Origin of the sequence: Candidatus Enterococcus moelleringii (genome assembly GCF_017377575.1) — a bacterium.
Lineage (GTDB): Bacteria > Bacillota > Bacilli > Lactobacillales > Enterococcaceae > Enterococcus_A > Enterococcus_A moelleringii.
Genome location: NZ_JAFREM010000012.1, coordinates 223364 through 236297 on the forward strand (window position 1 = coordinate 223364; position 12934 = coordinate 236297).

The 12934-nt window shown below is 44.8% G+C and carries 14 protein-coding genes; 2 read left to right on the top strand and 12 right to left on the bottom strand.

The genetic code is table 11. The features are described 5' to 3' along the window. Positions 1 to 59 precede the first annotated feature (59 nt). Complete coding sequence (locus JZO70_RS07980; protein ID WP_207673022.1) at positions 60 to 524, top strand: hypothetical protein; 465 nt, start codon at positions 60 to 62, stop codon at positions 522 to 524. Positions 525 to 697: 173 nt separating this feature from the next. Here the strand turns inward: JZO70_RS07980 and relB are convergent, their stop codons facing one another. From relB to JZO70_RS08040, 12 genes are all read right to left on the bottom strand, one after another. Then, positions 698 to 919 carry a type II toxin-antitoxin system RelB family antitoxin gene (gene relB, locus JZO70_RS07985; RefSeq protein WP_207673023.1) on the bottom strand — a complete coding sequence of 74 codons (222 nt, stop codon included), beginning with the start codon at positions 917 to 919 and terminating at the stop codon, positions 698 to 700. Positions 920 to 1035: 116 nt separating this feature from the next. Beyond that, positions 1036 to 1308, bottom strand: a complete 273-nt coding sequence (locus tag JZO70_RS07990) for a type II toxin-antitoxin system RelE family toxin (RefSeq protein WP_207673042.1) — start codon at positions 1306 to 1308, stop codon at positions 1036 to 1038. A 2-nt stretch (positions 1309 to 1310) separates the two neighbouring features. Then, positions 1311 to 1529, bottom strand: coding sequence for a DUF6290 family protein (locus JZO70_RS07995; protein ID WP_207673024.1), 219 nt, complete (start codon positions 1527 to 1529; stop codon positions 1311 to 1313). Between the two features lie 294 nt (positions 1530 to 1823). Continuing rightward, the gene (locus JZO70_RS08000) at positions 1824 to 2486 is read right to left on the bottom strand and encodes a ribulose-phosphate 3-epimerase (RefSeq protein ID WP_207673025.1); all 663 of its coding nucleotides are present in this window, start codon (positions 2484 to 2486) and stop codon (positions 1824 to 1826) included. 15 nt (positions 2487 to 2501) lie between these two features. Further along, positions 2502 to 3380, bottom strand: coding sequence for a class II fructose-bisphosphate aldolase (locus tag JZO70_RS08005; RefSeq protein WP_207673026.1), 879 nt, complete (start codon positions 3378 to 3380; stop codon positions 2502 to 2504). A 69-nt stretch (positions 3381 to 3449) separates the two neighbouring features. Beyond that, positions 3450 to 4160, bottom strand: coding sequence for a GntR family transcriptional regulator (locus JZO70_RS08010; protein ID WP_207673027.1), 711 nt, complete (start codon positions 4158 to 4160; stop codon positions 3450 to 3452). Between the two features lie 159 nt (positions 4161 to 4319). After that, complete coding sequence (locus JZO70_RS08015) at positions 4320 to 5354, bottom strand: zinc-dependent alcohol dehydrogenase (RefSeq protein ID WP_207673028.1); 1035 nt, start codon at positions 5352 to 5354, stop codon at positions 4320 to 4322. A 472-nt stretch (positions 5355 to 5826) separates the two neighbouring features. Beyond that, positions 5827 to 6243, bottom strand: coding sequence for a VOC family protein (locus tag JZO70_RS08020; RefSeq protein WP_207673043.1), 417 nt, complete (start codon positions 6241 to 6243; stop codon positions 5827 to 5829). Positions 6244 to 6394: 151 nt separating this feature from the next. Further along, positions 6395 to 7165: an SDR family NAD(P)-dependent oxidoreductase gene (locus JZO70_RS08025; protein ID WP_207673029.1), complete on the bottom strand. Its 771-nt coding sequence runs from the start codon at positions 7163 to 7165 to the stop codon at positions 6395 to 6397. A 9-nt stretch (positions 7166 to 7174) separates the two neighbouring features. After that, positions 7175 to 8026 (bottom strand): SDR family NAD(P)-dependent oxidoreductase, encoded by an 852-nt coding sequence (locus JZO70_RS08030; protein ID WP_207673030.1) that lies wholly within the window; start codon positions 8024 to 8026, stop codon positions 7175 to 7177. A gap of 65 nt (positions 8027 to 8091) precedes the next feature. Then, positions 8092 to 8934, bottom strand: coding sequence for an acetoacetate decarboxylase family protein (locus JZO70_RS08035; protein WP_207673031.1), 843 nt, complete (start codon positions 8932 to 8934; stop codon positions 8092 to 8094). A gap of 34 nt (positions 8935 to 8968) precedes the next feature. Then, complete coding sequence (locus JZO70_RS08040) at positions 8969 to 10912, bottom strand: NAD(P)/FAD-dependent oxidoreductase (RefSeq protein WP_207673032.1); 1944 nt, start codon at positions 10910 to 10912, stop codon at positions 8969 to 8971. 403 nt (positions 10913 to 11315) lie between these two features. Between JZO70_RS08040 and JZO70_RS08045 the strand changes: the two genes are divergently transcribed. After that, a complete protein-coding gene (locus tag JZO70_RS08045; RefSeq protein ID WP_207673033.1) occupies positions 11316 to 12869 on the top strand; it encodes a PucR family transcriptional regulator in 1554 nt (517 codons plus the stop codon). Positions 12870 to 12934: the final 65 nt, after the last annotated feature.

The following is a 12934-nucleotide window of genomic DNA, read 5'->3' on the forward strand; positions in this document are numbered from 1 at the left end:
AATATGGCAAATACATTATAATATTAGTAACAGGAAACTGAAAAGGAAGTGAGATTGCGATGAAAAAATCTGTTTTGGTGGCTATTTTATTCTCTTTGATTGTCGCAGGCGCACTTTTATCGATTAATCTTTATTTTTCCTATCCGAAAGATTTTCGAACATTCGCCAGCAACAAAGTAGAAATACCGCTAGACTTCAATGATCGCAATCAATATCATGCAGCGAATATCCAAATTGAAAATGGCGACTTATTGAATTTAACTCCCAGGAAAATACCTTTACTGAAGGACCAAAAAATCACCGTTTACTCTAAAATGGACCCCGCAGCCGCTGGTGGTTTGTATCTCTCAATGATCAATCAAAGCAAACTTTTCAACAAAACTGAAATTCCGGTATACGAGGGCCGCTTTGGTGTCGAAATCGAACAAGAAATTATCGTCCCAGAAGATGGCAATTATTTATTCTATTTTTTCGGTGGAAATGCTCATACCGTCGTTTTGGACGAGTTCGTGATTACCCAATAACTGATTCCTCAGCAAACAAACCAGCCGTTTTGCATAACAGTACCTATACAAAAAAGTAGATCTAAAGCATGACTGCTGTTTCAGTCGCTTTAGATCTACTCTCGCTTGAAACTTATCCATTTTCTTTAAAGCTTTTTGCGCTTCCTTCTCGTATCTAACTTTATATACCATTGCTAAAAGCCCAATTCTTTCATCATTTCATCATGAGAAATACTTTCATCCTTTTCATTATGCTGAGCCATGAACTCTTTAAACGTATTGAAATCAGTAAAAGTTTCAGCTGAATGAAGTGCTTCGCTTCTAACAAAATCTGACAGAGAATCGCCTTTAAACGCTGCTACGCTCTCCAAAAACGTTTTTTCATCATCACTAACTCTAAAAGTTATGGTTGCCACGATATTCACCTCTTGTTGTCATACGTTTATCTTACAAACTGATCTTAATCCAGAAGTTAAAAAATGATCACTTACTCTAACCTCATCTGTGACTCTTTTACAGTCATCACCAAAACTTAGTGGTCGAGGTACACGTCCCCACGTTTCGCTACTTTAATGACCGCGACAATAAATTTGTCATCCTTTATGTCAGCAATGATTCTGAATTTCCCTACTCGATAACGCCAAAGCGTTTGGAGGTCTCCCTCTAAAGCTTTTCCATGTATTCGAGGGTTGGTTGTCCCAGAGATGTTGCTATTCAACCAAGCAATAATACGTTTTTGAACAGTGTGGTCGAGCATTTTGAATTGTTTTTCAGCCTTTTTGTTGAATGCCCAATCATACTGCATCATCAAAGATACCTCTTCATCATTTCTTCTTTACTAATTAGAGGTTCATCTTTACTATCCTCAATGCTTTGAATACCATCGAGATAGTCTTTATCATCCTCCATCTTTTCTCTCAAAATATCACTGATCACTTTTGTCTTGGTCGTACCATTGAAATCAGCAAACTCTTTTATCCATTTTGATAATTCATCATCTAGTCGAATTGAAGTCGATGTTGCCATAACTATCAGCTCCTATACTAATTTGTATTACACTTGTAATACATTGTTTTTGTACCACAAGTATAATACGTTTCCATTTGTATTGCAAGTGTAATACGCGGAAAGTGATCTCTTTGTCGAATTATACAGAAAAGACACGCCAGAAATATCCAGCGTGCCACATCAACTAATCCTCCTGAATCTTCAAGCCTTCCACAATATCCAGCTTTTCAATATGCCGATTAGACAGCAGCAAACGGCTACTTCCCAACTCAACAAAAAAGACCGAAAGATCTCTCTCCCAGTCTCTAACTTCTATTGAATAACTTCCTCCATCGCCAACACCTTATCCCGATACGTTCCCGGCCGATCATTAAACAAGGCCGAGGTTCCCACTACATAAAGGTCGGCCCCGAATTGACTAATCGCCTCAGAAGTTTCGCAATTAATATTGCCGTCCACTTCAATCAGCGGCCGTCTAGATTTCCCAGCCAACTCCTGATTCAAACGCTCGATCTTATCCAACACCGCCGTTTGAAAAGCTTGACCCGCAAACCCAGGATTCACCGTCATCATCAACACCAGCTCCAACTGATCCAAATAAGGAAAAATCTTTTCCACTGGCGTTTCCGGACTCACCGCAATTCCGGCTTTAATCCCAGCTTGATGAATCTGATCAATCACGGCCTGAGGATCATCCGTCGTTTCCACATGAAAAGTAAGATAATCCGGTTTTACAGCTGCGAACATTTTCACATATTTCGCCGGGTCAACGCAGGCCAGATGAACATCGGTGGTGAAGCGTTTGGTCTCAATAATCGGCTCCAGCACATAAGGTCCCATCGCCAAATTATTAACAAACACCCCATCCATCACATCGCAATGCAACCAATCGATGCCAGACGCCGTCAAATCCGCCAACTCTTGCGCCAAGTTCAATTGATCGGCACACATAATAGAAGCTACAACTTTACTCATGCTCTGTCTCCTTAATTAGGGATTCATAAAGATTGCCATGGCTGCTTTTGCATTTTCCTTCATAGCCGCTGTAGCCGCCAACGAAATCTCATCAAAGAAAATCGAATCTTGATCGGCTTGCTCCGCCAAGTATTCCTTCACCGCTTTGCCAGCCGCTTTATTCATATAAGTATAGTAGTTGATTTTGCAAATTCCGTTTTTAATGGCGATCTTGTAGTTTTCCTCAGAAACCCCTGACCCACCGTGCATGACAAACGGCACATCAATTTTTTCTTTAATCAAAGTAATCCGATCCAAGTCCAACTTCGGTTCCTTCAGATAAACCCCATGAACCGTTCCAAAGCCGATGGCCAAGCAATCCACGCCAGTCGCGTCCACAAAGCTTTTGGCTAAATCAGGATCCGTGTACACATCATCCAGATCTTCGTAATCTTCGCTGGAATCAGATCCGCGCCCCTCGCCGCCACCGACAGCTGAAGTGAAAATGTGACCAAGCTCAGCTTCCACTGACACGCCCACAGCATGAGCGATCTTGACGATTTCTTTGGTTTCATCGCGATTGACTTCATATTCCTTGCTGGAAGCATCGTACATGACCGAGGTAAAGCCCATGCGAATGGCCTTCACACACATTTCATAAGACGCACCGTGATCCAAGTGAACCGCCACCGGCACCTTTGCTTTGCGGGCAAAGTCCAGCATGATCGGTCCGATTTCTTCGATGGAAACCAGGCCTTCATGAACTTCCGCGTGCTGCAAAATCACTGGCGAATTCAACTCTTCCGCGGCTTCCACCACTGCTCGGACAGCTTCCAGATTGGGCACGTTGAAGGCCCCAACGGCATATTGATTTTTCTTGGCATCGGTCAACAGTTCTTTTAAAGTAACTAACATGATTCTCCCCCTGTTTTTACCACGGGTACCATTCCGCTAATAAGCACGTTACCGGCACCCTGATTTTCGTTATCGGTTGAATCGATATTCAAGGTTGGTGGAGAAGACATCGGTATAGACATAAGACAGCTCGATCGGCTTATCGTCAAAGTAGGCCATGTTGTTAACCACCATAACGACTGCCGGATTGGTAATGTTCAAGTACTGGATTTCCGTGTAATTCGCCATCCGGGCACTGACTTTTTGACTAACAATCTCAGGAAAAATGCCAAATTCATTCAGCGTTTTCCACAAGGATTTATTGGTCAAATCATAGGTGCCGATTTGCGGGCAGCGATTTAACGGAATAAAGCTCTCGGTTAACGAGTAAACCATCCCGTCCACACTCCGCAGCCGCAATAAGTGAAACACGTAATCGTTCTCCTTAATTTGCAGCTGCTGGCTAAGTTCCTTGTCGGCTTCCAGCACAGACTTTTTCAATACCTTCGAACTGATCTTCTTTTTTCTGGAAACAATATCTTCGTAGAATCCAGAAACATGCATACTAGAATTGATTTTCACATCGCGATCAGGAATAATGTAGCCCTTCCCTTCGATATAGGTCACAATTCCTTGTCTTTCCAACGACTCAAGGGCCCGCTTAATCGTAGTTCGGCTCACCTGAAAGGTATCCGACAGCTTGCGCTCACTAGGCAGCGGCTTGCCCTGACCACTTAACACCTTGGCTAAGTTTTGAATATCGTCACTGATTTTTTTGTATTTTGGAATAAAATCTTCCATTGAGAAACCTCCTTATGCGTCTGTCTTACCAAGAAAGTCTTCCAAGGAAGCAGTTCTCTCAAAACAGACAGCCTGACTTGTTGCGTGATCCCTTTTGATTATAGCTTATTTCCCAAAAATCCTCATGCATTAATGGAAAAAGCCAGGCTGACTGCTCGCTTAAAACTTGACAACTACGCGATATTTATCGCCCTTAATCGCTGACTTGAAACCTTTCTCCACATCATCAAATGTGACCACTTCACTAATAAACGGCCGCATATCAATGGTTCGTTCGCTGATCATCTTAGAAGCCCGAATGAAATCGCGGCTGTTGGAATTGGCCGTCCCTCTGATGCTGTAGCTGCCCTTGTGAAGCTGATCCGGACTGAAGCCCACTGGCTCATCAGGATAGAAGGAAGAATATAGAATCACTCGACCCGTATTGCCAACAATCGAAACCGAATCCTCCACCACTGAAGCAATTGGCGTAGTATCGAAAACGACATTTGCGCCTAAGCCATGAGAAATCCGCGCCACTTCGTCTTTCAGATTTTGCGTCCCGGAATTAATTACATAACGGGCACCATTTTCCTTCGCCAGCTGCAACCGTTCCTCATTCAAATCGCAAGCCACCACCGTCGCCCCGCTTTTCACCGACAACGCAACGTGCAATTGACCCATAATCCCACAGCCGATCACCACTACCAAATCACCATAGTGAATATCCGCCGTCTCGCAGCTGTGCACCACACAAGAAAGAGGTTCCGTGAAGGCCGCTTCCTCAGGAGTTACATTATAATAATGGAACAAATGCTTCGGCTCCACCAGCATGTACTCCGACAAACCGCCCATACCTTTATGAGGAAGACCTTCCAGATGCTTGCTGTGGTTAAAGTCCTGACAGCTTTGTTCCTCGCCGCTCTTACAAAACTCGCAGTTGCCGCAGGCCAAATTGGTACCGAACACCACTTTATCGCCGATTTTCCAATTTTTCTGATCAATTTCACTGCCAAGGTCAACAATTTCTGCTGCAATCTCATGCCCGCCGATAAAAGGATACTCCACTTTTTTAACGCCAGTGTACACCCGCTGCTCCCAAGTACAGATGGCACAGGCATCAATTTTGATCAAAATCTTGTTAGCGGAGGCCTCTGGGGTCGCACACTCTTCAATCCGTAAATCTTCAACACCATAAAAAACTGCTGTTTTCATCAAAACCATCCTCTAAAATATATTTAACGCGCCGAAAACTACACCGATCAACACTACAGCTTAGGAGCGTTATTCCCAAAACAAACAATTTATTCTTACTCTCGAATCAAAGGAGCGGACCTCACAATCTAAAAAGATCCACCTTTAACCCTTTGGTTCTAAAAAAGAACCATTGGCTCTAATCACAAGTTAAATATATTCCTAGCTGATCGGTTTGTCAATGAGAAAAGATGATTTATTTTTATAAACGCTTTAATATAGCCGTTTCAGGGCTCATATTTTTTTGAATCGAAGGGAGGAATCCAAACCTCCTCGTCGAGTTCTGCCGCCAAAATTCACATATTACTGCTAATTCCAAAGCAAATCCAAAACAACTGGCTCTTTTTCTTCATTTTTTTGGCACTAAAAAAAGCACCCCTTGAAAGGAAGTGCTCACTGCTGGGAGTTCTCTAATACCTACAAAAAAATCTCTTCAAACTCGATTCATACTGCCAATCTCCAACAAATTCCCCTCTGGATCAGCCACATAAAAGTTGCGGATACCAAAAGGATAAGTAATCGGTTCACCCTGGGGAAATTGCACATCCAACTTGGACAAGCGTTCATATTCTGCATCTACGTCAGCATAACTAGGCAGCCAGAGAGCAATTTCGAAGGTCTGGTTGATGCCTTTTGGAGGAAGATAATCTTCTTCAAGCGCCTCTGCAAATCGTTCTCTACTGTACATGAATACTGACAACGGCCCGCTGGTTGTCTCAAATGCCGCGAAATCTCCACCATCCCAATCCGTTTTAAACCCTAAAATATCTCGGTAGAAACGCACCATATTTTCCATATCACCGGCCAACAAACCCACGCCGATCCTCGCTTTTCCTCCTATCACCGTCATCCACTCCTTTATTCTTTGTCTGGTAGCCTTATATAGCATTATTACCATTAGAATCTCCAGCTTGCAAGGTCTTTTGCCGATCCAAGTAAAAAAGACTGCCAACAACACCCCTCAAACGAGCATTACCAACAGTCTTCACCAAAAACAAATACTAAATCGTCAACCAACCGCCATCCACCGCTAAATATTGTCCCGTCGTATAACTGGTCATATCAGAGGCAAAGTACAGAATCGCCGTATCCAGCTCGCCTTCATGGCCTTTGCGTTTCATCGGGCAAGAGCGTTTCAGGTAATCAGTAAACCAATCGGTATCAATATAATCATTGGTCATTTCTGAGTTGAAATAGCCTGGTCCGATACAATTCACCGTAATCTTGAATTCCGCCCACTCATTAGCCAGCGCCTTGGTCATCATCACCACGCCGCCTTTTGAGGTACAGTAAGCCGACAAATCGAACATATCGAAGCTGGCTGCTTTACTATTGATAGAGGCAGTATTAATAATCCGACCGTAATTATTTTTCTTCATCAGCTTAGCTGCTTCCCGCGCCACCATGTAGACCGCGTTCAGATTCACATCAATCACGCCCAACCACTCTTCGTCGGTTTGTTCTTCAGCCGCGGAACTGATACCCACACCAGCATTGTTGACTAAAATATCCAGCTTCCCAAAATGATCTTCTACCTTTTGCACTGCGGCTGGAATGCTGGCAAAATCCGATACATCGCAAGGTACTACCAACGCTTCTGATCCTAGAGCGGTAATTTCTTCTGCCACAGCCTTCAGCCGATCTTCGCGGCGAGCCATCAAAGCTACCTTGGCCCCCTGATTCGCTAAAGCCATGGCAAATTGCACCCCCAACCCTGAAGATGCACCAGTCACCAGCGCCACCCGGCCTGTCAAATCAAATGGATTTTTCATTTTCTCCTCCTATAAAATGGTAATGTGAGGACTGACATTGCCTAAAATCCGCAACGTCCGACGACTAATCACATCGTTCAAATCCCCATCCGGCAACAAGTAAAATTGATCATTTTCAATCGCTTCAAATACCAGCGGACCAAAGCCCTCCAGCGGTTTACCCGCCGTGATTACTTCCTCCACAAACTTCTGACGGGCGGCGAATTTGTCACTTTCATAATAGGTATCCATTATATTAGTAAAGGCTTCTGGCCGATGCTCCTCGTGATGATGCAGATCGGTTTGATAATAGCCTGGACAGACAACAGTCATGCCGATATTGGTAATCCCAGCCATGTTCATGTCATACAGGATCGCTTCACTCGCGGCCAACAACCCATGCTTCGTCGCATGATACGCATATTTGCCTAAGTGGGTAATGATCCCGGAAATAGAAGAGATGTTCACGATATGGCAAGGTGTTTGGCGTTTAATCATATCCGGCATCACTTCGTGCATGGTATAAATCGGGGCATCCAGATTAATACTCCGCATCCAATCGTAATCCCGCAGCGGCATATCCCAAATAGTTTCTTCAAAATAAATCCCGGCATTGTTAATCAACAGGTCAATGCCGCCAAATTTTTGATTAGCTGCTTCCACCATCTTTTGAACATTTTCAAATGTTGTCAAATCAGCAACCAGCGTAGCTACTTCAGCACCAGTTTCCGCAAGGTCTGCGCTGACCTTTTCAAGCGCCGGCTGATCAATATCCACTAAAAACAGCTTCATTTTGCGATTGGCCGCTTCTTTAGCCATCTCAGCACCGAAGCCATGAGCAGCTCCAGTAATCAAAGCAGTTCTATTTTCAAATTCCTTCACGCATTCACTCCACCTTTCTGTGGGTTAGATGAAGCTTGCCGCATTTCCAGCGGCAAGCTCATCCATCAAATATTCAAATACGTTCCCTTATGCCCCATCATCGAGCGGTCATAACGTCCCGTCATCAAGTATGGCATCGTTGCGTCCACATCCAACTCGCAAATTTCAGTAGTTTTTTTCATCAAGCAATCGCTGTTCTTGAACCAAGCAGCACCCAACGGCTGAACCACTTCCAACTCACCATATGGATCATCCGGTGAAGAAGCCACTTTAATACTCAACTCACCCTTGTCCCAAGTTTGGGTGGTATTGGCCATATCCAAGGTCACCATCTTCAAATCGGAGAATTCGCAATTGCCTTTTTCGGTTTGGGTTAGATTGTATTTATGGAAAAAACTGCAAGTCGTGCCCACGTCGCCTGGCTCAGGATCACCAATCATGCCTGCTGCCACTGGTGCATTGTACTCACCGGTCAAGTTCAAATCAATTTCCATCAAGGTTACCCCGTGGCGGACAATTTTCGCTGTACACTGATCTCCCATCCGACGCAGTTCCATCTCATCAGCGTATTTCTTAGGAATCCCGCAGCAGTCCCGACCAACAATGACCCCTTGTTCAGCTCCCGGACCGTGCAGCATCAAGTTCAAGCTGTAGCCGCCGACAATATCGCCGTGCTGAGCGACAGTATAAACCACCGATTCCATATACGGTGCCCCAAAGTTCGGGCTCTTAATTTGTACCACATAGCCGCAAATCACTGGTGCAACCAACGTCAAATGCGGCGGCAAAATACTCTTCAACACTTCCTCCGGCGCGGCATAAACAAACATAATCCCCTCTTGGTCACTAACACACGGTGCATCCACAAAGTTCTTCACATCTTCTTTCGAAACAACAAAGCTGCTCATTCGTATCCCCCTTTTCTTGTCTCTGATCCTTCAACTAAATTTTATTTCCTAAGACAAATCCTTCAGTGGTCGCGGTATAAATCCGGCCAACTTGATTGGCATCGCCGGCTTTGTACACCCGATCAAAGGCTTCTGCAAATTGATCAAATTGGGCATTTTCACTGCGAACACCCAGCGCTAAGACAACTGCATCGCAATCAAGGCTAGTGGTTTCGCCATCTAACTCAATACCTTCATCAGTAATGGCCTTCAACGTATGACTTGGCAGGAAGTTGGCATTGTATTCTTGCAGGCGGCCCATTACGTCCACCACATTTTGCCAGTAGCCGTCTGGCGTCAAGGTTTCCTGCATTTCCACCACCGATACTTCGTTGCCAGCTTCGGCGATTAGCTCCGACACTTCGATACCGGTCATCCCTGATCCGATCACCGCGACTTTTTTATCCTTCAAAGTAACTTTTTCTTCTAAAATATCCGGCACCGTGTAGACATTATCCCGGTCCACACCTGGAATGGTGGCTGGTACAATTGGGGTTGAACCAGTTGCCACAATCACCGCATATGGATCAAGAGCTTTCACATCTTCAACCGTAGCTTTGGTATTCAAATGAACCTCCACACCTAATTTGTCCATTTGAGTGGTATAGTAATCGGCTAACCAATGCAATTTTTCTTTCTTCGGCGGCTTGCTGCCTTGCAATAGTTGTCCGCCTAGTGCAGCGTTTGCTTCAAATACTACCGGTTTGAAACGACGATTTGCCAATACGCGAGCCGCTTCCAAACCAGCTGGTCCGCCACCGATAATCACTACCTTGCGGCCATTGCCATCCTTTTTCGGATATGGATAACGAGCCTCGCGACCTAAGCGCGGGTTCACCGAACATTGAATCGGCACACAGAAAGCTGATACCGTAAAGACGGTTTCGAAACAGCGCAGACAGCTGATACATTGATTGATTTCATCGTCTTGATTATTGAAGGCTTTGTTGGTCCACTCTGGATCCGCCAAATGTGGCCGGCCCATCCCAATCAAATCCTGATTGCCGTCAACTAGTAATTTTTCGGCAAATTCCGGATGACGAATCACCGCATTGCCGCAAACTGGAATTGACACCACGTCTTTTACGGCTTTTGCCAAGTGAGTCCGCCAGCCTTCGCTATAAGAAATCGGCTCAACCACGGTGTTCATGGTTTCATAAATCCCACTGGTGATATTCAACATATCCACACCAGCCGCTTCGATCATTTTGCACAGTTCGATTCCTTCTGGCAGCTCCAGCCCTGCTTCACCCAGGAATTCGTCCACCGTAATCCGAACAGCGATTGGATAATCGGAGCCGCAGACTCGGCGAATGCCTTTGATAATATCCAAAATAATCTTGCAGCGGGCTTCGGTACTGCCGCCAAATTCGTCGGTCCGTTTGTTAGTATGAGGACTGATAAATTGATTCAATAAATACCCGTGAGCCGCGTGCAGCTCTACGCCATCGATGCCGGCATATTTTGCCCGCCATGCCCCATCGACAAAGTCGTTAATAATGCCGTACACTTCTTCCGTCGTCAGCGCCCGTGGTTCTTCGCCAATAATCTGGCAAGTCACATCCGATGCCGAAACCGCCTGCTTGTTGTTGATTAATGCCCGCGGAGTTTGGCGCCCCGGATGATGCAGCTGAACAAAAACCTTAGAATCATGCTTGTGAATTGCGTCAGCCAGCTTCGTTAAGCCAGGAATGACTTCGTTGTGAGACACCGACAGCTGCGCCGATTCCCCTACCCCGGTATCATCATTGACCCGAGTGATTTCCGTAGTGATTAGACCGACGCCTCCCCGCGCCCGTTCTTCATAGTAGCTGATCATTTGCTCAGAAGGACTGCCGTCAATGTTGGCCATACTGCAACCCATGGCTGTCATCACGACCCGGTTTTTAACCTCCATGCTGCCAATTTTTAGCGGTGAAAATAACTGCGGATACTTCATGTAATCGACTCCTTTCTTTTTTTAAACCTTCTATTAAACAACCATAATACCCAAAATATTAAAAAAATAAGACAGAAATGAATTTTTTAACGGATTGACTGGAATTCGTGAAAGTAAATAGCGTATGATAAGAGAAACAACAGGAAAACTGGCGACGGAGGCGACGAAAGTTCTTTACTGTTATGATTGATGAGTTAAGATGAAGGGAAAAGGCTCCCTTTGTTACTATTTTAACAATCTTTGTAAGCGATTACTATGTGATAGATTTTCAATCTTTTGCTTGGCATCTGTGCTGTTGGCCTACGACTCAACAAGCCCTTGTGATGCCAGACTAGTTGCACCTTGTCCTTTTGGATCACTAACACAAAAGCGTCTCTCCCCATCAATCGGAAAGGAGATTTTCATGAATCTTTTTACACAAGTTCTGACGAATTTAGAGGAGTTTAGTCCCCGTGTGATCACAGAAACGCCGTTTAATCACGCGCTGAATCACGTGTACCCGATTCAAATGGATACCAAATTCTCTTCCAACACGATATATGTTGGCTATGCTTCACAAATTACCAATAAACTGCCCTTTGCCAACGGTTTGACGCTCTTCTTGATCGACGATGCCGAAGATTTCCAGCTTTCGGCTGATCATGTCCAGCAGCATACCCTAGTCTTTTTCCCGTTCCAGACGGATATCAGAAAATTAATTGCCCGCACTCAAAAAGTGATCGATCAGCACCTGGCTCAGCTGCGGGATGCCTATACGTTGTTTCAAGCTTATTTGGATCAGCCGGACATTATGGCCGCCTTGGATGCTGCGTCGATTCTGATCAAAAATCCCATGATTGTGCTAGATACCAGCTTTAATGTGCTGGCCTATTCGCAAACTTACGTGACCGAAGATGCTCAATGGCTGGAAAATATTACCCGCGGCTATTGCTCCTATGAGTATATCGCCGGCTTTTTAAACATCGCTGAAGTCCGCAATTCGCCGGAAAACATCGATCCTTTTTTCACGATTTGTTATACCAGCCCATTTCGCCGCTGCGTCACCAAAATTTATCATGGCGAAAAGCACATTGGTTACGCGATTGCCATTGAATCCCATAATTCCTTGGAAAAGGTCAACGGCCAAATCTATCAGTTGGTTAGCCAGCTGCTATCTCAAATTATCCATACCAATCAACAGCTTTCTTTCAATAAAGCCATCGATCGGATTCTGGTGGATTGTCTGGCTGGAAAAGTCAGCTCCCGCAAGCATCTCCAGGATCGGCTGAAGGATACCCAGCTAGAACCAGTTTCCAGCTATTATTTGTTGGCGATTGATGTCACCTTTTACAAGATATTTGATATCGGAAACGAGCAATTACGCGAACACTTGAACAAGTTGTTTAATCAAGCTTGGTCGGTATTTTATCAGGAATATGTGGTGGTGTTAATTGATGCCAAACGGCTTAATCAGCTGACAGTTAAGGACCTTCTACTGCAGGATCGGCCTTACTTTGTCACCAACGGTTTGCACGGTGGTCTGAGTGATACTTTCGATGATTTGTTGCAGGCACCAGCTTATTACCAGCAGGCAGTGAGTGCGTTGGAGATCGGGATGAAGCTGCGTCCGGATGAGCCGATTGCTGAGTACGATGCTTATAAATTTCAGGACTTATTGCGTTCATTAGCCAACAGCACCCAAGCTCAGCAATATTTCAGCCAGTCCTACCAGCAAATCATGATTTACGACCAAAAGCACGACACGCAATACTTGGAAACCCTGCGTGCCTACTTGGATTGCGATCGCCATTTAGATACAACCGCAAAAATGCTCCACGTCCACAAAAATACGATTGTTTACCGCACCAAAAAAATCAAAGAACTGTTCGCCATCGACTTCGATGATCCAAAACAGCGCTTTGATTTGCTTTACTCGTTTTATTTGGCTGATTTGTTGGCGGCGGATTTGCTGCATTGAGAACTAAGGAATCTCCTTGGCAGATTTCAACAAGTCAATTTGTACAAAAAAAGAGGCTGTGACAT

Excerpts from the sequence above, each read along its gene's own strand:
- JZO70_RS08000 (WP_207673025.1), bottom strand. The coding sequence starts at position 2,486 with ATGAGTAAAGTTGTAGCTTCTATTATGTGTGCCGATCAATTGAACTTG.
- JZO70_RS07995 (WP_207673024.1), bottom strand. The coding sequence starts at position 1,529 with ATGGCAACATCGACTTCAATTCGACTAGATGATGAATTATCAAAATGG.
- JZO70_RS08035 (WP_207673031.1), bottom strand. The coding sequence starts at position 8,934 with ATGAGCAGCTTTGTTGTTTCGAAAGAAGATGTGAAGAACTTTGTGGAT.
- JZO70_RS08045 (WP_207673033.1), top strand. The coding sequence starts at position 11,316 with ATGAATCTTTTTACACAAGTTCTGACGAATTTAGAGGAGTTTAGTCCC.
- JZO70_RS07990 (WP_207673042.1), bottom strand. The coding sequence starts at position 1,308 with ATGCAGTATGATTGGGCATTCAACAAAAAGGCTGAAAAACAATTCAAA.
- JZO70_RS08020 (WP_207673043.1), bottom strand. The coding sequence starts at position 6,243 with ATGACGGTGATAGGAGGAAAAGCGAGGATCGGCGTGGGTTTGTTGGCC.
- JZO70_RS08040 (WP_207673032.1), bottom strand. The coding sequence starts at position 10,912 with ATGAAGTATCCGCAGTTATTTTCACCGCTAAAAATTGGCAGCATGGAG.
- JZO70_RS08015 (WP_207673028.1), bottom strand. The coding sequence starts at position 5,354 with ATGAAAACAGCAGTTTTTTATGGTGTTGAAGATTTACGGATTGAAGAG.
- JZO70_RS08025 (WP_207673029.1), bottom strand. The coding sequence starts at position 7,165 with ATGAAAAATCCATTTGATTTGACAGGCCGGGTGGCGCTGGTGACTGGT.
- JZO70_RS08010 (WP_207673027.1), bottom strand. The coding sequence starts at position 4,160 with ATGGAAGATTTTATTCCAAAATACAAAAAAATCAGTGACGATATTCAA.
- JZO70_RS07980 (WP_207673022.1), top strand. The coding sequence starts at position 60 with ATGAAAAAATCTGTTTTGGTGGCTATTTTATTCTCTTTGATTGTCGCA.
- JZO70_RS08005 (WP_207673026.1), bottom strand. The coding sequence starts at position 3,380 with ATGTTAGTTACTTTAAAAGAACTGTTGACCGATGCCAAGAAAAATCAA.